This is a genomic window from Halopseudomonas sp. (genome assembly GCF_038130085.1).
GTDB lineage: Bacteria > Pseudomonadota > Gammaproteobacteria > Pseudomonadales > Pseudomonadaceae > Halopseudomonas.
Map to the genome: position 1 here is coordinate 13013 of NZ_JAYPMU010000025.1, position 17800 is coordinate 30812.

20 protein-coding genes and 1 tRNA gene are annotated in these 17800 nt (G+C 59.3%); 10 read left to right on the forward strand and 11 right to left on the reverse strand.

Annotated features, from left to right (window positions below; translation table 11 throughout):
• Positions 1-45: 45 nt before the first annotated feature.
• Together AAFM31_RS15240 and AAFM31_RS15245 are read left to right on the forward strand one after the other, a co-directional pair.
• Positions 46-1248: an amino acid aminotransferase gene (locus tag AAFM31_RS15240; RefSeq protein WP_341708769.1), complete on the forward strand. Its 1203-nt coding sequence runs from the start codon at positions 46-48 to the stop codon at positions 1246-1248.
• Positions 1249-1324: 76 nt separating this feature from the next.
• Positions 1325-1400: transfer RNA gene (locus AAFM31_RS15245), tRNA-Asn, on the forward strand.
• A gap of 47 nt (positions 1401-1447) precedes the next feature.
• Here the strand turns inward: AAFM31_RS15245 and AAFM31_RS15250 are convergent.
• Both AAFM31_RS15250 and AAFM31_RS15255 read right to left on the reverse strand, forming a co-directional pair.
• The gene (locus AAFM31_RS15250) at positions 1448-2047 is read right to left on the reverse strand and encodes an FMN-dependent NADH-azoreductase (protein ID WP_341708770.1); all 600 of its coding nucleotides are present in this window, start codon (positions 2045-2047) and stop codon (positions 1448-1450) included.
• A gap of 103 nt (positions 2048-2150) precedes the next feature.
• A complete protein-coding gene (locus AAFM31_RS15255) occupies positions 2151-2471 on the reverse strand; it encodes a 3-phosphoglycerate kinase (RefSeq protein WP_341708771.1) in 321 nt (106 codons plus the stop codon).
• A 99-nt stretch (positions 2472-2570) separates the two neighbouring features.
• On the opposite strand from AAFM31_RS15255, the gene AAFM31_RS15260 reads away from it, so the two are divergent.
• The 3 genes from AAFM31_RS15260 to AAFM31_RS15270 all read left to right on the forward strand — a co-directional run bounded on the left by AAFM31_RS15260 (position 2571) and on the right by AAFM31_RS15270 (position 4949).
• Complete coding sequence (locus AAFM31_RS15260; RefSeq protein ID WP_341708772.1) at positions 2571-3461, forward strand: LysR family transcriptional regulator; 891 nt, start codon at positions 2571-2573, stop codon at positions 3459-3461.
• Between the two features lie 67 nt (positions 3462-3528).
• Complete coding sequence (locus AAFM31_RS15265; RefSeq protein WP_341708773.1) at positions 3529-4368, forward strand: alpha/beta hydrolase; 840 nt, start codon at positions 3529-3531, stop codon at positions 4366-4368.
• Between the two features lie 14 nt (positions 4369-4382).
• A complete protein-coding gene (locus AAFM31_RS15270; RefSeq protein WP_341708774.1) occupies positions 4383-4949 on the forward strand; it encodes a peptidylprolyl isomerase in 567 nt (188 codons plus the stop codon).
• Positions 4950-4952: 3 nt separating this feature from the next.
• On the opposite strand, the gene AAFM31_RS15275 is transcribed toward AAFM31_RS15270, so the two are convergent.
• Positions 4953-6077, reverse strand: coding sequence for a GNAT family N-acetyltransferase (locus AAFM31_RS15275; protein WP_341708775.1), 1125 nt, complete (start codon positions 6075-6077; stop codon positions 4953-4955).
• A gap of 135 nt (positions 6078-6212) precedes the next feature.
• Between AAFM31_RS15275 and ada the strand changes: the two genes are divergently transcribed.
• The 5 genes from ada (at position 6213) to AAFM31_RS15300 (ending at position 11457) form a co-directional block, all read left to right on the forward strand.
• Positions 6213-7280: a bifunctional DNA-binding transcriptional regulator/O6-methylguanine-DNA methyltransferase Ada gene (gene ada / locus AAFM31_RS15280; protein WP_341708776.1), complete on the forward strand. Its 1068-nt coding sequence runs from the start codon at positions 6213-6215 to the stop codon at positions 7278-7280.
• Positions 7273-8184, forward strand: a complete 912-nt coding sequence (locus AAFM31_RS15285; RefSeq protein ID WP_341708777.1) for an AlkA N-terminal domain-containing protein — start codon at positions 7273-7275, stop codon at positions 8182-8184. The genes ada and AAFM31_RS15285 overlap by 8 nt, the downstream gene beginning before the upstream one ends.
• Before the next feature lie 285 nt (positions 8185-8469).
• Complete coding sequence (locus AAFM31_RS15290; RefSeq protein WP_341708778.1) at positions 8470-9072, forward strand: hypothetical protein; 603 nt, start codon at positions 8470-8472, stop codon at positions 9070-9072.
• A gap of 155 nt (positions 9073-9227) precedes the next feature.
• Entirely contained in the window at positions 9228-10133 is a 906-nt protein-coding gene (locus tag AAFM31_RS15295) for a YihY/virulence factor BrkB family protein (protein WP_341708779.1), read from the forward strand.
• A gap of 127 nt (positions 10134-10260) precedes the next feature.
• Positions 10261-11457, forward strand: a complete 1197-nt coding sequence (locus AAFM31_RS15300; protein ID WP_341708780.1) for a serine hydrolase — start codon at positions 10261-10263, stop codon at positions 11455-11457.
• A 211-nt stretch (positions 11458-11668) separates the two neighbouring features.
• Here AAFM31_RS15300 and AAFM31_RS15305 read toward each other — a convergent pair whose 3' ends face one another.
• The 8 genes from AAFM31_RS15305 to AAFM31_RS15340 all read right to left on the reverse strand — a co-directional run bounded on the left by AAFM31_RS15305 (position 11669) and on the right by AAFM31_RS15340 (position 17791).
• A complete protein-coding gene (locus tag AAFM31_RS15305) occupies positions 11669-12379 on the reverse strand; it encodes a DUF2057 family protein (protein ID WP_341708781.1) in 711 nt (236 codons plus the stop codon).
• Between the two features lie 167 nt (positions 12380-12546).
• Positions 12547-13596 (reverse strand): porin, encoded by a 1050-nt coding sequence (locus AAFM31_RS15310; protein WP_341708782.1) that lies wholly within the window; start codon positions 13594-13596, stop codon positions 12547-12549.
• Between the two features lie 255 nt (positions 13597-13851).
• Positions 13852-14616 (reverse strand): putative DNA-binding domain-containing protein, encoded by a 765-nt coding sequence (locus tag AAFM31_RS15315; RefSeq protein ID WP_341708783.1) that lies wholly within the window; start codon positions 14614-14616, stop codon positions 13852-13854.
• Positions 14613-15449 carry a DUF692 domain-containing protein gene (locus AAFM31_RS15320; protein WP_341708784.1) on the reverse strand — a complete coding sequence of 279 codons (837 nt, stop codon included), beginning with the start codon at positions 15447-15449 and terminating at the stop codon, positions 14613-14615. The genes AAFM31_RS15315 and AAFM31_RS15320 overlap by 4 nt, the downstream gene beginning before the upstream one ends.
• A 3-nt stretch (positions 15450-15452) precedes the next feature.
• Complete coding sequence (locus AAFM31_RS15325; protein ID WP_341708785.1) at positions 15453-15689, reverse strand: hypothetical protein; 237 nt, start codon at positions 15687-15689, stop codon at positions 15453-15455.
• Between the two features lie 139 nt (positions 15690-15828).
• Complete coding sequence (locus AAFM31_RS15330; RefSeq protein ID WP_341708786.1) at positions 15829-16065, reverse strand: zf-HC2 domain-containing protein; 237 nt, start codon at positions 16063-16065, stop codon at positions 15829-15831.
• Positions 16059-16670, reverse strand: a complete 612-nt coding sequence (locus tag AAFM31_RS15335) for an RNA polymerase sigma factor (RefSeq protein WP_341708795.1) — start codon at positions 16668-16670, stop codon at positions 16059-16061. Before AAFM31_RS15335 ends, AAFM31_RS15330 begins: the two co-directional genes overlap by 7 nt.
• Positions 16670-17791: a beta-ketoacyl-ACP synthase III gene (locus AAFM31_RS15340; RefSeq protein WP_341708787.1), complete on the reverse strand. Its 1122-nt coding sequence runs from the start codon at positions 17789-17791 to the stop codon at positions 16670-16672. Before AAFM31_RS15340 ends, AAFM31_RS15335 begins: the two co-directional genes overlap by 1 nt.
• Between the last annotated feature and the right edge of the window lie 9 nt (positions 17792-17800).

Below are 17800 nucleotides of genomic sequence, written 5' to 3' on the forward strand. Positions count from 1 at the left end.
ATAGCCCGACACCCTACATTCACCTGTATCGAGTTTGCCCATATCATGAGTTTGTTTTCCCCGGTAGAACTGGCCCCGCGTGATCCTATCCTTGGCTTGAACGAAGCGTTCAACGCCGATACCCGTGCGAACAAAGTGAACCTGGGTGTTGGGGTGTACAGTAACGAAGCTGGCAAGGTGCCGCTGCTGCGCGCAGTTCAGGCCGCCGAAGAGGCCCGCGTTGCTGAGCACGCCGCCCGCGCTTACCTGCCGATTGATGGTCTAGCTCCTTATGATCAGGCAGTTCAGAAACTGCTGTTCGGCGCCGATTCCCCGCTGCTGAGCTCTGGCCGCATCATCACCGCACAGGCACTTGGCGGCACCGGCGCCCTGAAACTCGGCGCCGACTTCCTCTATCGTCTGACCGACAAGCGCACCGTTGCAATCAGCAACCCGAGCTGGGAAAACCACCGCGCTCTTTTCGAAGCGGCCGGTTACGACGTCGTCAACTACGCCTACTTCGACCCGGCAACCAACGGCCTGAACCTGGACGGCATGCTCGCCGACCTGGAAGCCCTGCCGGAAGGCAGCGTGGTCATTCTGCACGCCTGCTGCCACAACCCGACTGGCGTTGATCTGAGCCTGGCCGACTGGGCCAAAGTCATCGACGTCGTTGGCCGTCGCCAGCTCGTGCCATTCCTCGATATCGCCTATCAAGGCTTTGGTGAGAACCTGGAAGACGACGCCGTTGCCGTGCGCCTGTTCGCCGAGTCCGGCTTGCCGTTCCTGGTTGCCAGCTCCTTCTCCAAATCCTTCTCCCTGTATGGCGAGCGCGTTGGCGCACTGACCATGGTTACCGCCGACAAGGAAGAAACAGCTCCGGTTCTGTCGCAGCTCAAGCGCGTCATCCGCACCAACTACTCCAACCCGCCGACTCACGGCGCCAAGGTGGTTGCTGCGGTCCTGACCAACCCCGAGCTGTACGCCCTCTGGGAAGAAGAACTGGCCGAAATGCGCGACCGCATCCGCGACATGCGCGCGGCACTTGTGCAGAAGCTGCAAGAAGCCGGCGTCGAGCAGGATGTTACCTTCATCCAGCGCCAGCGCGGCATGTTCTCCTTCTCTGGTTTGAGCAAGGAACAGGTTGCCCGCCTGGCCGATGAATTTGGCATTTATGCCGTCGGCAGCGGCCGTATCTGCGTCGCCGCGCTGAACAACAGCAACATCGACGCCGTTGCCCAGGCAATGGCCGCGGTCATGAAGGCGTGACTTTCACGCCTGATTGATCAATTGGTTTCAAGGCGTTGACTTTCATCATTTTTTTGGTAAAGTGCGCAGCGTCCATTCCGCGATAGCTCAGTCGGTAGAGCAAATGACTGTTAATCATTGGGTCCCTGGTTCGAGTCCAGGTCGCGGAGCCAAATTAAAAAACCCGGCTATTGCCGGGTTTTTTATTGCCTGCGATTTATCACGCAATCGCGGCCAATACCTCGTCTGCTTCAGCGCGCCCTTTGGCCGCCTCGTCCTCGCCTAGCGCCTGACCTTCAACGTTGATGAACTCAACGTCTTTGATACCGATAAAGCCAAGCAACTGACGCACGTAGGGCTCCTGGAAGTCCAGAGGGGTACCCGAGTAACGACCACCGCGTGCAGTGACCACATATACCTTGCGCTCACCCGCCAGACCAACCGGGCCATTTTCGGTGTACTTGAAGGTACGGCCGGCGCGCAGCACGTGATCAAACCAGCTCTTCAGCGTCGAAGTAATGCCGAAGTTATACATCGAGGAACCGATTACCACGATGTCACTTGCCAGCAGCTCATCAATCAAGACATCAGAGCGTGCAGCCGCGGCCTTTTCTGCGTCAGACTGCTCTTCAGCCGGCTTCATCCAGCCACCCAGCAGGCTGCCGTCCAGGTGCGGCACCGGTTCGGCACCGAGGTCACGGGTAACAACCCAGGATCCAGGGTTGGTGGCTTGAATCTGGTTTACCAGCTGCGCGGTGTACTCACGGGTGAGCGAACCTTCCTGGCGAGCACTGGACTGCACTACGAGGATCTTTTTCATGATTCATCTCCATCTCTCGGTAAAGGATGGAGCCATAATAGAACCAATAAAAAGATAAAAAAGCGCAAAAATACGCTAATACCTATCGATTAAATTGATATATTTAGCTCGCACTGCAACTGATATCGACCCTTACTCTAGTGATCTCGCGCAGAAATGACTGACTGACCACCGTGCGCTCACCCGCGGCAAGCCGCACACGCCGCGGCGCTGGGCGCTCTGGGCCATTGACGAACGTCGCCTCGCACAGCGCGGCGTTCGCCCCCGTATTGCGCAGCGTCACCGTCGCGATGTTGCTGATGTCAGTAGTCTGGGTTTCGATGGAGACGCCATCGAGATGAGCTTCAAGATCAATCGGAAAGGCCTGCGTAACGGCGGGCAGTAACAGACAGGTCAGTGCGCTGGCGGAGGCGAAAGCACGCATCGAAGACTCCTTGCGGCAAACAAATTCACGACAAGTGAAAACGTCGGACGTCGCCGTCAGGGGCGACGCACCAATAACGATACGGCAGAGGATGGCAAGATGAAAGCACCACGTGTAACCCTCGAGCAGTGGCGGACGCTGCAGGCGGTGATCGATCACGGCGGATTTGCTCAGGCGGCAGAAGCCCTGCACCGCTCACAATCCTCGGTCAGCTACACGGTAGCGCGCATGCAGGAACAGCTGGGCGTGCCGCTGCTGGAGATCGAAGGCCGCAAGGCGGTGCTGACTGACGCCGGCGCCGTGCTGCTCAGACGCTCGCGCCAACTGCTCTCACAGGCCAGCCAGCTCGAAATGCTGGCTACCGAGATGGAGTTGGGATGGGAGCCGGAGGTACGCCTAGTGGTTGATGCCGCCTACCCGACCGAACGCCTGGCCAAGGCACTGCGCGCCTTTATGCCGCAAAGCCGTGGCTGCCGGGTGCAGCTGCGCGAAGAGGTGCTGTCTGGCGTAGAGGACCGGTTGCTCGATGGGTCAGCCGACCTTGCCGTTTCCGGCCTGAGCATCGCTGGCTTTCTGCCACAACAGCTCAACTCGGTCGACTTTATCGCCGTGGCCCATCCGGAGCATCCGCTACACCAGCTGCAACGCAGCCTGACCCATGACGACCTTCAGAGCCATCTACAGATCGTTATCCGCGACTCTGGGCAACACAAGCCGCGGGACTCAGGCTGGCTGGGTGCGGAACAGCGCTGGACAGTCGCCAGTCTCGGTACCGCAGCCCGCATGATCGCCAGCGGACTGGGCTTTGCGTGGCTGCCCTGCCACGAGATCCGCCACCTGATCAGTGAAGGCAGCCTGAAACCGTTGCCACTGGAGAAAGGCGCCAACCGCTCCGTACCGCTATTTCTGTACGCCAACAAGGACCGGCCAGTGGGCCCGGCCACCCGCATTCTGGCCGATCTGATCATTGAACATTCAATGACAGAGTGACTCAGGGCTTCAATTGCCGGGAAGTCCGTGCATAGAATGCTGTCTTTACTCGCCAGGGACGCCGTCCATGCCGCAGATTCGACTCAACGACTGCCAGTTCCATTACACCGATCAGGGCGAAGGCCCACCGCTGCTGCTGCTGCACGGCCTGGGCTCAAGTGAACAGGACTGGGAGTACCAGATCCCCGCACTGACCGAACACTACCGCGTCCTCTGTCTGGATATGCGCGGCCACGGCGGCACAGACAAAACCGGCAAAGGTTACTCCATCGCCCTGTTCGCCAAGGATTGCCTGGCGTTCATCGAAGCCATGGACCTGCACAAACCTCATATCGTCGGGCTGTCGATGGGCGGCATGATCGCCTTTCAACTGGCTACCGACGCCCCCGACGTGCCAGCCAGCCTGACCATCGTCAACAGTGCGCCCGAGGTTATTCCCCGTCGCCCGGCCGAGTACTGGATGGCTGGCAAGCGGCTGTTTTTCGCCCACATCCTGCCGATGCCGACCATTGCCAAGGGCCTCTCCAAGCTGCTGTTTCCGAAGCCAGAGCAGGAGCAACATCGCCAGACCTTCACCGAACGCTGGTGCGCCAACGACCGCAAGAGCTACCTCGCGTCACTGAGGGCCATTGTCGGCTGGGGCGTGAGCAACCATCTGGACCGCATCAGTTGCCCGGTCCTTGTCGTCAGCGCCGACCGCGACTACACCCCGGTGGAACTCAAACGCGAATATGTCAGTCGCATGGGTGACGCGCGACTTGAGGTCATCGAGGATTCCCGGCACGCTACGCCAGTCGATCAGCCCGAGGCATTCAACGACGTGCTGCTGGGCTTTCTGGCGCAGGTCGACAGCAACCGCGCCATACCAACAATAGAGCCTGCAGAAGCAGGACTTTCTACCCACTGACCACGGAGTCAACCATGCTGAAACACCTGATTGGTGCCGCCACCCTTGCTCTGCTCAGCACTGCCGCGCTGGCCGAAAACCCACGTGTTCAACTGACCACCAACCTGGGTGACATCGTCATCGAGCTGAACGAAGAACAGGCACCCATCAGCGCAGCCAACTTTCTGCGCTACGTTGAGGCTGGACACTACGACGGCGTGATCTTCCACCGCGTCATCCCGGGCTTCATGATCCAAACCGGCGGTTTCGACAGCAACATGCGTCAGCGCGAAACTGGCCGCCCGATCAAGAACGAAGCCGACAACGGTCTGCGTAATCTGCGTTACACCATCGCCATGGCGCGCACGGGTGTAGTCGACAGCGCCACCAGCCAGTTCTTCATCAACCTGGATAACAACGACTTCCTCGACCATGGCTCACGCGACTTTGGTTACGCGGTATTCGGTAAGGTCGTCAGTGGTGAAAACGTTGTGGAGACCATCGGCAAGGTGCAGACCACCAGCCGCGCCGGCCATCAGAACGTGCCGGTCAACCCGGTCACCATCATCAGCGCCAGCCGCCTGGAAGAAGCCGCGGAGTAAGCCCTACTCAGCTACCTGCCGAAATGGCAGGTAGCTGATCGCATCCTGCCGGTACGCCTCTACCCCCACCCTTTCACGCTGCAAAAAATCCGCTACAGCCTCATGCAAACCCGGCTGCAACTTGTGCCATGACTGCGTCAGCACCGGCTCAAACCCGCGTACCAACTTGTGTTCGCCCTGCGCCCCGGCATCAAAACGCTGTAACCCTTCAGCGATGCAGCGCTCCATGCCCTGATAGAAACAGGTCTCGAAGTGCAGGCGGTCGTACTCTTCCAGACAGCCCCAGTAACGGCCGTATAACGTATCGCCGCCGACCAGAAACAGCGCGCCCGCCACCGGCCGCTCGCCCTGCACGGCAAACAGCAGCCGAACATTCGCCCGGCAATAACGGTTCAGCAGAGTAAAGAACGCAGGCGGAAGGTAGGGCTCCTGCCCGCGCTTGTAGTAGGTCGCTGCATAGAAGGGATAGAACTGCTGCCAGGCCGCATCATCCAACTGCTCACCAGTCAGCCAGCGGAACTCAATCCCCTGATCACGAATAACCTGCCGCTCCTTACGGAAGTTCTTGCGTTTGCGCGAGCTGCAGGCGGCCAGAAAATCGTCAAAGCACTGATAGTCACGGTTGTGCCAGTGAAACTGGCATCCAAGGCGCTGCACCCAGCCGTGCTCAAGCAGCCAGTCATTCTCTGCCCCGACGTTAAACAGCAGATGCAGGCCGGATACGGCGCCCAGCTGCAACTCCGCATCCAATCCAGCAAGCAACACCCGGGCAGAGGCTCCGTCACGCGCGATCAAACGCGGTCCTTGCACAGGAGAAAACGGCGCCGCGCTGAGGTATTTGGGGTAGTAACGCTGCCCTGCCCGTTCCCAGGCGTCGGCCCACTGCCAATCAAATACGTACTCACCCCAGGAATGGCTTTTTTGATACAGCGGCATCAAGGCCAGCAGCTCGCCATCCTGTTCCACCACCCGATGCGCGGGCAACCAGCCGGACTCGGTGCACACCGCGCCGCTGTCTTCCAGCGCGCGCAGAAAGCCGTGACGCAGGAAGGGATAATCCGCCGCGAGCAGTCCATCCCAACTGGCGGCGTCGACATCATTGATGGAACTGAGCTGTTTCGGCACCATGGAGCAAAACCCATCCGGAAAATGACACGTCAGCAGCCGATGATGACCGGCTGCCGATTCAGTAGCAAGATACCGGATGCAGCCCCGATCTACCGCAGGCACTATCGATAGCAGACACCTCGGCGAGACACGGCAATGACCCAGACGACAACTGACCGCCTGAACCAGCAGCGCTGGCAACAGGTCCAGCAACGCGATGCAACGGCGGACGGCAGCTTTATTTATGCCGTTATCACCACCGGCGTGTATTGCCGCCCCAGCTGTCCGTCTCGTCACGCAAAAGCCGAAAACCTGCGTTTCTTCGACAACGCCTCAGACGCACGCGCCGCCGGGTTTCGTCCCTGCCTGCGCTGCAAACCCGATGAACATCCGCACGCCGCACGGCAGGCGCGCATCACCCGACTCTGTCGCCTGATTGAACAGGCCGAGCAGACGCCAACCCTGCAGCAACTCGCTGATATCTCAGGGCTGAGCCGCTGGCACCTTCAGCGCGAGTTCCAGCGCGAAACCGGCCTGACCCCGCGAGAATACGCCCGCGCCGTGCGGCAGCAGCGCCTGCAGCAACAACTCAGCCAAGCCAGCACCGCAACAAACGCCGCGTTTGCCGCGGGCTTCGGCTCAACCAGCCACTTCTATGCAGAGGTGGCCAGCGAACTCGGCATGCCCGCGGCAGACTTTCGCCAGGGTGGGAACAAACAGCAGATCGGTTTTGCCATCGGCCCCTGCCCACTCGGGCGCGTGCTGGTCGCCCGCAGCGAGCTGGGTATCTGCTCGATCCTGTTGGGCGATGACGACCAATTGCTGGAGGCTGACCTGCGCACGCGCTTTCCAAAGGCCCAATGCACGCCAGATAGCGGCCTCGGCCAGCAGCTTAACGCGGTGGTCGCATTGATCGAGTCCCCACACACCACGCAGCAGCTGCCGCTGGACATTCGCGGCACCGCCTTCCAGCGCCGCGTCTGGCAGGCACTGCGCGCCATCCCCCCAGGCCAGACTCGCAGCTACGCCGAGCTGGCCGAGGCCATGGGGTCACCCAGCGCCGCGCGCGCGGTCGCCGGTGCCTGTGCTGCGAACCCGTTAGCCATCGCGGTACCCTGCCACCGCATCGTGCGTAGCGATGGCAGCCTGTCCGGTTACCGCTGGGGTGTCGAACGTAAACGCGCGTTATTGCAGCGCGAGGCACAGGATCCGCCAGATGAATAACCCCGGCGCGGTACTCACACTCCCGCTACCCGCCGACTTTCGTCATGCGGATGTGCTGCGTTTCTATGCCAGAGACCGCGAGCAGGTGTCCGAACGCACAGCAGGCCAATGCATCGAAAAGGCCCTGCACTGGCAAGGCCAACCCGCCCTGCTGCAGCTGGATTTCAGCAAGCCCGGCAGCGTGGTGGCCCAACTGTCGGCCGAAGCACCCAACACGTCTGCGCTCCTGCATTACCTGCGCAACCTGCTAGGCCTCAATCAGGATATCGACGGCCTGCGCATCGCCCACGGCGAGCATCCCGAGATTGCCCGACTGCTCAAGCAAACGCCCGGCCTGCGCATGCCCCAAAGAGCGAGCCCGTTTGAAGCGGCGTGCTGGGCCGTCATCGGCCAGATGATCAGCGTCGAAGCTGCTATCTCTGTCCGTCGCCGCGTTATCCGCACACTCGGCACGCCCCTGCCAAACGGCATGGTCTGCCATCCCGAACCCGCTGCGCTGTTGGGTGCTTCAGCAGACGAACTGCGCAGCTGCGGCCTGTCCGCCAGCAAAGCCGCCACCCTGAAACGCCTGGCCGACGCCGTAGACAGCGACCTGCTGCCATTGGACGCTTGGGCCGCTACCATCCCGCCACCCGCCGCAGCGATAGCCGCAGGCCTCGCCCAGATCAAAGGCATTGGCCCCTGGACTCAGGGCTATATTCTGCTGCGCGGCTACGGCATGCTCGATGGTTCCATGCACGGCGACGTGGTAGTCCGCAAACGCCTCGGCACCCTGCTCAATCTGCCAGAAGCGCCAGATCAGCCCTTTACTGAACAGTGGCTAGCTCGGTTCGGCGAGTGGAAAGCATTGGTTGCGGCACACTTGTGGGCAATGCCTGCAGACACACCAGCAAAGGACTATTGACCCAGAAAACGACGGCCCGCGGCCGACTAATCGAGATATTGATTAAAAACCAGCGATGCTGGAACCAGCCCTGACAAAAATCAGTCCAAACGACAGGTCAGCACGGACCACCACATTCTCGTAATCGACTGCACGCTACAGAATCACCATTGAAAGTGAGATCAACATCCAGCCCCATAAAACAGGCGCGACGTCATCCGGGGGCTGCTCGAACGCGCACGCAGCGTCTCCATTGCACGCCGTCTGAACAGCACCTACAGCCTTGTCAGCCAGTAGAGAGCCTCTATGGAAGTCATCCTCATCCTCTGTCTGACCCTGTTACTGGGCTCAGCACTGTTTTTTTCACTGAGGCTTATCAAGTGGATTCTGCGCAGCAAAAGGCGAACCCAACTGGTTAGCGGGTTCTTGGCGGTATGCGTCCTTGCCATAGTCATAGATCACACGCTCTTCCGACATATGCAACTCATACAGTCTGCGGTGTACCCAAACCTCTATCTGGTGAAATACCCGGAAGACAATCAAGAGGCGCTCAAGCAGGCAATCAGAAATGCAGTCACAGCGCACCTTCGCGTCGACTGGCCAAACGGAAAAAAGCTGGCGTACCAAAAGGAAAACGCGATTTTCTTTTACGCCTATTACAAAGCCCTTCCTTTTAGCATTTTTCAAGACGAGGGCACGGCGTACTTTCTGGACAGCGAGGAAGACCTGGGTGGCCTGATCACCGAAGAGCTAGGCATGTACGAGAGGTATAAACTTGCAGACTTTCACTATGCCCCCTGCGCCTCTAATACAGCGCTGCGCTGCGGCGAACTGCGCTTCTTCAACGCACAAGGGTTAGTGGACTCCGAGAGACGTGGCAATCTCCCGTCACCGAGAAACACGCAATAAAGACAAAGAGTTAAGCAACGCGCATTAGCCGCCGCGCGACCCGAAGGTACTGGCCTCCCCCCGCCGCGCATGTCTACAATGCCCCTGCCCCATACAATAACAGCGATACAAGGCTTTCTTGAAATGGCTTTCGGTTTCCACGGCGGTAGCGCCCTATGATCAAGCACTGGTTCGACATTTTCCGCGCTGCGGTGCAGAACTGGCTGGAAAGTCAGGCCTTTATCTATGCCGCTGCTCTAGCATTTTTCACGGTGTTTTCCATCGCGCCGGTGCTGGTTGTGGTGGTGGCGCTGGTAGGGTTTGTGCTGGGTGAGAGCGCTGTAGAGGGGCAGCTGTTCGCCCAGCTGGAAGGCACCATCGGACCTGAAGCGGCGGGTGTAATTCAAACGGCGGTAGCCAATTCTCAGATTGATCAGAGCGGGATCTGGCCGGCGTTGATCGGGATCTTTGCCACTATTGTTGGTGCGACCACGGTATTCGCCAAGATGCAGCAGTCGCTTAATCAGATCTGGAGCGTCGCGCCGCGCCCTGCTCGCAACAACCTCTGGGCGCTAATCAAAAGTCGTCTGCTATCGCTGACCCTGATTCTGGCCATCGGTTTTATTCTGCTGGTGTCGCTGATGCTGTCCGTAGCGTTTGGCGCGGTAATGGCGTTTGCTGACAGCTGGCTGCCGATACCGGGCCAAGCCATGCTGGCCATGGAATTTGCCCTGTCGCTGACGCTGACCACCCTGCTGTTTGCAGCGATGTTCAAGATTCTGCCGGATGTTGTGCTTTCATGGCGTGACGTTGTGGTTGGCGCCTTTATCACCGCCGTACTGTTTGCGGCGGGCCGGTTCCTGATTGCGCTTTACCTGACCTACTCGGCGACCTCTTCAGCCTACGGCGCAGCTGGCTCCTTGGCTATTTTGCTGCTGTGGGTAAACTACTCCTCAATGATTCTGCTGTTTGGCGCTGCCTTTACCCGAGCGCACCTGGAAGCACGGGGCAAGCACGTCATCCCCAAAAGCACCGCCGTGCGCGTGCAACGTGAACTGTTGGCCCAGGCGCCACAGCACTAGCTCCCGCTCTCATATTTAGCAATCGACTGCCACGCGATCACCCCTGCTTATATCTCTGTTGCCGCCCCCTTTCGGGGTGGCAACTCCAGTAAGTTAGCCGCACAACAATAAAAGATGGAGTACACGCATGAAGAAAGGGATCGTCTCGATCATATTGCTGCTGGCGGTAGCCTGCGGCGTGTTCTGGGCAACGGCCGACAAGGAAATGCGCCGAGTGGTGCTTAACCTGCCGACCAGTACCAACGTGCTGTTCTGGACCAGCGATCAGCGCGATGCCGGCTTTCGCGCGCTGGACCGCCTGCCGATCCTGAGCAAGTCACGCGTCATTGAGGCCGGCGATTCCGTCTACCCGCTGCCAGAAGGCACGCCACTGGATGTCGGTGTGGATATCGACGCGTACATGGCCTCACAGCACGCCGCGGCACTGATCATTGTGCACAACGGCAACGTACGCCTGGAGCAGTACGGACTGGACTTTGGCCCGGACGGTCGCTGGACCAGTTTCTCGGTAGCCAAGTCGTTCACCTCTACGCTGGTCGGTGCCGCTATTAAGGATGGTTACATCAAGAGCATCGACGACATGGTCTCGGACTACATCCCTGACCTCAAAGGCTCCGCGTACGACAACGTGACCATTCAACAGCTGCTTACCATGACCTCGGGCGTCGCCTGGAACGAGGACTATGCCGACCCGCAGTCTGACGTCGCACGCTTCAACTCGCACACCGCCGAGCCCGGTGTGGACGTAACGGTGAGCTACATGCGCCAGCTGCCCGCTGAAGCCGAGCCCGGTACCAAATGGGTGTACAAGACCGGTGAAACCAACCTGATCGGCGTGCTGGCTAGTTCAGCCGCCAACAAACCGCTGGCGGAGTACCTGTCAGAGAAAATCTGGAAACCGTTTGGCATGCAGCAGGACGCCACCTGGCTGCTCGGCTCCACCGGCCATGAAATCAGCGGCTGCTGTGTTCAAGCCGCGACCCGCGACTTTGCTCGTTTCGGCCTGTTCATGCTTGGCGGCGGAATCGCCGGCGGCGAGCAGGTGGTGCCCGACGACTGGATTGCGCAGGCCACAACCAAGCAGGTTGAAATCGGTCGCCCCGGCAGTGGCTACGGTTACCAATGGTGGACGCTGGACGATGGCGCATACATCGCGCAGGGCATCTTCGGCCAGGGCATCTTTATCGACCCCAAACGCCAACTGGTAATCGCCTCGAACGGCAACTGGCCACAGGCAACAGACTATCAGGGCGGCACCCAGGGCAAAGAACGTTTGGCCTTCTACCGTCAGGTTCAGCAAGCCATTGATGCCGAGGCTCAATAACCACGAAGAACGCCTAGCACTTCACCACCCTGCGGTCAGCGCTTAACGAGTGACCTGCAGGGTGGTGAAAGCCGCGACGCCTTCACCAGTAGCGCCGAAACCCGCAAAACAGATGGGTGGCGCTGCGGCCTTCCGGATGGCACCCCCCCAAAAAAATCCCCGCCGAAGCGGGGAATAAGGTGCAGCACACAAGCCTACGGGTGTTACTCGATTACTGCGCAGCCCATTCGAGGAAAGCTTCACGGCTTTCCGGGCTGAGCATCAGGTAAATCTGCTTCAGCGTTGCCAGAGTTGATGCATCGTGCGGCAGAGTCTGCGCCGGAGCGGCAGCCTGCGACGGTGACGGCACGGCCATCGGCATCTGGGCACTGGCCTGAGGAGCGGCGCCGATCGGGGCGATACCGTGATCCTGAGTAGCAACCATGGTGCCGGAACCGAACATTTCACCCAGCAGCGAGACATAACGCGGGCCCGGTTCGCTGGCGACGCGCTCGCCGGTACGGGTGTTCACCGCATAGCCTTCGAAGTTGTCTTCCATTTCCTGAGCCTGTTTCAGGTTGCTCGGCTCATCAAACTCAAGACGCCATACATCACCTGCCTGACCGTCAACGGTGAAGGTAGCACTGCGAGTACGGACGATTTCGTGGCTCAGACCACCACCGACGTCGTAGCCGTTCTCAAAGTAGGCGTTGATACGGTACTTGCCCGGTTGCAGCTCGAGCTTGCGCAGGTTGTTGCCGACCATACGGTTGGCTTCCGGCGCTGGCTGGCCATTGATATTCAACACCTCAAGGGTGTTGGGCATTTCAACAACCAGGACCTGCGAAGCCGGCTGTTCAGCGCCTGAGTACAGTTTTACGGGAGCCTGCTGGGCGCAAGCGGACAGCAGCGCGGCGGCGGCGAGACAGAGCAGTTGACGCATGGGATAGAACTCCTGGCACAAGTGAACATTGAGATCCGTTCGTGATCACACTTCATGACCACTTGGCGACGAGATTAAGACTGTGGGGTTTCACTTTAATGACAAAGCCGGACTGTTTATGAAAACAGTCCGGCTTTGGGGTACTTCAATCCTGTCGGGTGACGGGATTAGAAGTCGTAACGCAGGCCTACGGAGAAGCCAGTCGCTTCTTCGCCAGCAGCACCAGCCGGGTTGGCGGTACGAGCCTGGCTCCAGGGAGTCAGAGCAACGTTGTCGTCGTTATCAACCATGGCGTAGTTGGCGTATACACGGACAGACTTGTCCAACTTGTGCTCGATGCCCACAGCCAGCATGTCGCTGTCGAAGTTGTCGGCGTCAGCATCGCGGCTCATCCACATGGCTTTCAGAGCAGTAGCAGAACCGACTTTCAATTCGCCACCCAGGCCGTAGGTGTCAGAAGTCAGAGCGTCCTGCACTGCTTCGGTAACTGCCGGGTTGGTGTAATCAACAGTCTGGTAGAAACCAACCAGCTTGAAGCCGTCGGTGATCTTGAACGCTGCAGCAGCGCGGATACCGTCACGCTCGCCACGGCCGGTGTCTTCGTCAGCAGACTCATAAGCCAGAGCTGCTTCCAGAGCGTCGCCAGCGTAGTTCAGGGAGCCGCTGATTACGCTTTCATCGGTGTCGTCTTCGTTAACAGTGCCTTCCTGAACGGAGTAGCCCAGCTTGGCGAAGAAGCCACCCATGTCCGGAGTGGTGTATTCCAGCGTGTTGTCATAACGCTCGTCGAAACGGGCGTTGCCAACGCGGGTCAGGTTACGCATGTCGCCGACTTGGTCGCCGAACAGGTTAGCCGGGCCACGAGCGGCTTTGAAGGGGCTGTCGAAACGACCCATGCGCGCAGAACCGAAGCCGCCTTTCAGGCCAACGAAGGTATCGCGAGTGTTGAAAGAGCTACCGTTGTCGGTACCGAAGTCGATCTGCTGCTCGATCTGGAAGAAAGCAGTCAGGTTCGGGTTGATCTCGTGGTCACCCTTGAAGCCCAGGCGGGAAGAGTTGCTGGACAGGTTGGTTTCGGAGTAATCGGCACCGTCATCCAGGAAATCTACGGATACGTGGGCGCGGCCGTAGATGCTTACGTCGGCCATGGCGACAGCCGGGATGGCAGCAGCCAGTGCAGTAACAGCGAATCCAGCGATGTGCTTGCGCAGAGTCATTGAGTCTTCCCTCAGTAGTATTTTGCGTTGACAGTGAAACAACACACTTTTGGGCCCGCGCTATGGGGCGGCGCCCGGTGTTGGAGGGAATACTGGCAGTGCCATATTTCAGATCAGTTGCGCGAAGATGAACATTCGGTGACAGGGGAACTTTTCCCTCAGCCATCTGATCGTCTCAGCGGGCGGGAAAAGCTTTATTTGAAAATCAGAGAGATAGCTGCGATTTCAAGAAGTGCTGCGAGAACAGCTTCGGGCTTAAGCTGAATCAGCGTCACTGGCGGCAGCCCCGAGAACGCCGACAGCGGCCCAGTCACGAATCAGCCGGAGGCTGCCGTCACGCAGAGCGACATCGTCCACCAAACCGCAGCTCGCAGCGACCGCCGGCAAGCGCTCAGCCAAGCTACCGCCTAATTCGCTCAGGGCGCAGGCGAGCTGCCAGGCGAACGGTGTCAGTTGCATGAAGCGCACCGTATCAGCACGATCACGCCAGACCATCAGCACAGTCGGCTGCGCTGGCGGCACCGTCTCGCTGTAACCCTCGCCTATCAACTGCACCGGCCATTGATAGGCCAGCGGCCAAGCTACGTCGGACCAGATCAGCGGCGTGTCTAACTCGATGGTCGAACCAGGCTCCGGCGGCGGTTCCTGCTCGGCGATATCCAGTGCCAATTCCACCCATTCGTAATGCGCCAGTTCCAGCAAGAAACTCGGATCATCAGGCTCAGGAACGTAGCCTTGCTGCAGCCATTGAATAAACTGCAGGCCGATTTCATGGAAATACGGCGACTCGCAGGCATGACCACTGACAAACTGCGCAGCGAGCTGCGCCCAGCGTTGCTCGGGGATGATGCGATGAAGCACCGGGAAGCTGCCACGCAGAAAACCCGCGATGTTGTTGTGTACCAGGCGCTCGTACACCGCAACGCGCTGCGCTGGCAACGCGTCAGGTGGTGGAAAATTGCCGCGATGCCGCACCCGCTCGGTAAAACGCTTTTGCGTGACATCAAATAGGCTGCTCATGCTGCTGTCCTGCTCGCTTGCATCACACGTATCCGCTGCAGCTCCGGCAGCAGCTCGCTCAACGCCGGAATGTTGAAATCACGCTCCAGTAGTGTCGGGCGTACACCATGCGATTGATAACTTCCCTCAAGCAGCTCCCAGACCGGATCAGCCACAGCCGCGCCATGGCTATCGATTTTCAAGCCTGGCTCCGCGTCAAAGTGACCTGCCATATGCAGATAGGCAACGCGCTCCGACGGCATCGCCTGAATGAACTCCAGCGGGTCGCCCCCAAGGTTGACGCTGTTCACGTAGGCGTTGTTAACGTCGAGCAGCAGCTTACAATCGGCCTCCTGCAACACTGCGCAGACAAACTCCGCTTCGCTCATCTGCCCAGGCAACGTCAGGTAAGCCGAGACATTCTCGATGATCAAAGGACGTTGCAACGCATCCTCAACCTGTTGAATGCGCCCGGCGATGCGCCTGACATTCTCATCAGTAAAGGGCACAGGTAGCAGATCGTATAGCTGCGCATGATCGCCACAGGCGCTGAGGTGTTCGCTGTAGGCGGCGACATTGTGCTCATCAAGAAAACGCCGCACATCCGCAAGCAGACGCTGACTCAAGGGGGCGCTGCCCGCGAGGTTGAGTGACAAACCATGGCAGACCAGCGGGTAGCGTTCGGTCAGGGCACGCAACCTGCGCCCCAACCGTCCGCCGACGCCGACCCAGTTCTCAGGTGCCAGTTCTAGAAAGTCAGCAACAACAGACTCGCTTTCCAGCAACTCGGGCAGCAGGCTGCGACGCAGCCCGAGCCCTGTTCCTGATGGAATGCCGGATCTGAGCACCGTCATGACTCAGCTGCCGCAGGTGCCTTCGCCACACTTGCCTTCGCGCTCACTCTTCTCCTCCTCATCACCGCAGGAGCCCTCACCACACTTGCCTTCCATATCGTCGGCGCCGTGATTGTCAGCAAGGCTGTAGCCGCTCTGCAGTTCCTGCACCGCGAATGGGTTCTCCGTCGCCTGCGCGACGACACTGGCACCCAGTAAAGTTGCCCCCAGAGTGATTACGACAGTGTTGATCTTGTTCATGCGTACTCTCCTGCGTTATTGGTCAAGCGAGCGCAGCGACATTGCCACCCTCTGGAAACTAGACGAGTGCGCAACGGCCCTGTTACAGCGGCAAGAAGAAATAATGCATTTTGTCCCTGAGAACGGGACAGAGGGGGAGTCAGTCGTCGTCCCGCTGACGCTGGGTTTGCATCGCGTGCAGCAGCGCTTCCAGTTCGGGCACATCGGCATCTGGCAGTTGGCGAATAACCCGCTGACTGACCCGCAGCTGACGGATAAAGCGGCGACAGCGCACACACATCGCCAGATGCGCTCGCACGGCCAGCCGTTGTTTCAGGCTCAGTTCACCATCCAGCAGATCACTGGACAGCCCTACCAGCCCCTTGCAGCTCAACATTCGCCGGTCACCTCAAAATGCTCCAGGGTCGCAAACACGCTCAGTCGGGCACGATGCAGCAGCACCCTTACATTGGAGTGCGAGATGTCCAGAAGATTACAAATGTCGGTCAACTCCAGTCCCTGACGCTCGCGCAGCGTCAGCACACTGCGTTGCAATTCCGACAATGAGCTGAGGGTGTGTTCAAGGCAATCACGCAACGCCTGCTCGCTGAGCAACGCCTCAGGCGAATCGCTGTGCCACAGGGCAGGTTCGTGCGTCCAATGGCCATCCGAGGCAAAGCGGCCGTCATCAACCGTACCGTGCGGCCCGACGATGTCTTCCAGCAGCACTTCGCGGCGCTGCTTGCGCAGCCGGGATTTGGCGGTGTTGGCGGTAATAGTCAGAAGCCAGGTCTTGAGGCTGGAGCGCCCGGCAAAGCCTGCGAGGTTGCGAACGACCGCAAGCCAGCTTTCCTGCACAACTTCATCGGTATTGGAGATACCAACGATAGCCGTCGCTACCGCCCGCATGGCGCCTTGATAGGTCGTCACCAATTGGCGGTAGGCGGCTTGATCACCGGCGAGCAGGCGCTGGATCAGTTCCTGCTCGTCGGTCACGCGTATCAGCCCTTGCGGACGATGACGCTGCCGATGGAGTAACCGGCACCGAAGGAGCAGATTACGCCGTGGCTGCCTACCGGCAGGTCTTCCTGGTTCTGGTGGAAGGCAATGATCGAACCAGCGGAACTGGTGTTGGCGTACTTGTCGAGAACCACCGGCGCTTCTTCAACGCTCGGGTCACGACCCAGCAATTTGCGGGCGATCAGCATGTTCATGTTCAGGTTGGCCTGGTGCAGCCAGAAGCGCTTGACGTCAGCGACGCCCAGACCGGTTTCGGTCAGGTGCTCGCCGATCAGCTCTGCCACCATCGGGCAAACGTCACGGAATACTTTGCGGCCGTTCTGCATGAACAGCTTGTCCCGTGCGCCAACACCGGATTCGTCACAACGGTTGAGGAAACCGAAGTTGTTGCGGATGTTGTTGGAGAACTTGGTCAGCAGCTTGGTACCGAGGATCTCGTAAGGGTGCTCACATACCGCGTCTTCAGCGCGCTCGATGACCACGGCCGTGCAGGCGTCGCCGAAGATAAAGTGGCTGTCGCGATCGCGGAAGCTCATGTGGCCGGTACAGACTTCCGGGTTGACCATCAGTACTGCGCGGGCCTGACCCAGCGCAACGGTGTTGGCTGCGTTCTGAATACCGAAGGTGGCAGAGGAACAGGCAACGTTCATGTCGAAGCCAAAACCGTCAATGCCCAGCGCCTCTTGAACCTCAACCGCCAGCGCCGGATAGCCGCGCGGCAGATTGGAGCAGGCAACGATCACACCGTCGATATCAGCAGGTGTGCGGCCGGCAGCCTCAAGCGCCTGATGAGCAGCTTTGACGGCCATCTCGCACAGCAGCGACTGCTCGTCATCACTGCGCTCGGGAATGGAGGGAACCATGCGATCAACATCAAGAATGCCGCTCTTGTTGATCACGTAGCGGGCCTTGATGCCAGAGGCCTTTTCAATGAACTCGGTACTGGAGCCAGCCAGCGGCTCAACAGTTCCCGCTTCAATTTCGGCGGCATGTTCGGCGTTGAACTTTTCTACGTAGGCATTGTAGCTAGCAACCAGCTCTTCGTTGCTGATGCTCTCGGATGGGGTAAACAAACCTGTTCCGCTGATCACGACTTTGTGCACGGTCGGTCC

What these genes read in the sequence shown, in the direction of transcription:
- AAFM31_RS15265 (WP_341708773.1), top strand. Translation starts at nt 3,529, where the DNA reads ATGCCGCAGATTCGACTCAACGACTGCCAGTTCCATTACACCGATCAG.
- AAFM31_RS15310 (WP_341708782.1), bottom strand. Translation starts at nt 13,596, where the DNA reads ATGACTCTGCGCAAGCACATCGCTGGATTCGCTGTTACTGCACTGGCT.
- AAFM31_RS15255 (WP_341708771.1), bottom strand. Translation starts at nt 2,471, where the DNA reads ATGCGTGCTTTCGCCTCCGCCAGCGCACTGACCTGTCTGTTACTGCCC.
- AAFM31_RS15290 (WP_341708778.1), top strand. Translation starts at nt 8,470, where the DNA reads ATGGAAGTCATCCTCATCCTCTGTCTGACCCTGTTACTGGGCTCAGCA.
- AAFM31_RS15295 (WP_341708779.1), top strand. Translation starts at nt 9,228, where the DNA reads ATGATCAAGCACTGGTTCGACATTTTCCGCGCTGCGGTGCAGAACTGG.
- AAFM31_RS15250 (WP_341708770.1), bottom strand. Translation starts at nt 2,047, where the DNA reads ATGAAAAAGATCCTCGTAGTGCAGTCCAGTGCTCGCCAGGAAGGTTCG.
- AAFM31_RS15300 (WP_341708780.1), top strand. Translation starts at nt 10,261, where the DNA reads ATGAAGAAAGGGATCGTCTCGATCATATTGCTGCTGGCGGTAGCCTGC.
- AAFM31_RS15305 (WP_341708781.1), bottom strand. Translation starts at nt 12,379, where the DNA reads ATGCGTCAACTGCTCTGTCTCGCCGCCGCCGCGCTGCTGTCCGCTTGC.
- AAFM31_RS15315 (WP_341708783.1), bottom strand. Translation starts at nt 14,616, where the DNA reads ATGAGCAGCCTATTTGATGTCACGCAAAAGCGTTTTACCGAGCGGGTG.
- AAFM31_RS15260 (WP_341708772.1), top strand. Translation starts at nt 2,571, where the DNA reads ATGAAAGCACCACGTGTAACCCTCGAGCAGTGGCGGACGCTGCAGGCG.
- AAFM31_RS15285 (WP_341708777.1), top strand. Translation starts at nt 7,273, where the DNA reads ATGAATAACCCCGGCGCGGTACTCACACTCCCGCTACCCGCCGACTTT.
- AAFM31_RS15320 (WP_341708784.1), bottom strand. Translation starts at nt 15,449, where the DNA reads ATGACGGTGCTCAGATCCGGCATTCCATCAGGAACAGGGCTCGGGCTG.
- AAFM31_RS15240 (WP_341708769.1), top strand. Translation starts at nt 46, where the DNA reads ATGAGTTTGTTTTCCCCGGTAGAACTGGCCCCGCGTGATCCTATCCTT.
- AAFM31_RS15330 (WP_341708786.1), bottom strand. Translation starts at nt 16,065, where the DNA reads ATGTTGAGCTGCAAGGGGCTGGTAGGGCTGTCCAGTGATCTGCTGGAT.
- AAFM31_RS15270 (WP_341708774.1), top strand. Translation starts at nt 4,383, where the DNA reads ATGCTGAAACACCTGATTGGTGCCGCCACCCTTGCTCTGCTCAGCACT.
- AAFM31_RS15325 (WP_341708785.1), bottom strand. Translation starts at nt 15,689, where the DNA reads ATGAACAAGATCAACACTGTCGTAATCACTCTGGGGGCAACTTTACTG.
- ada (WP_341708776.1), top strand. Translation starts at nt 6,213, where the DNA reads ATGACCCAGACGACAACTGACCGCCTGAACCAGCAGCGCTGGCAACAG.
- AAFM31_RS15275 (WP_341708775.1), bottom strand. Translation starts at nt 6,077, where the DNA reads ATGGTGCCGAAACAGCTCAGTTCCATCAATGATGTCGACGCCGCCAGT.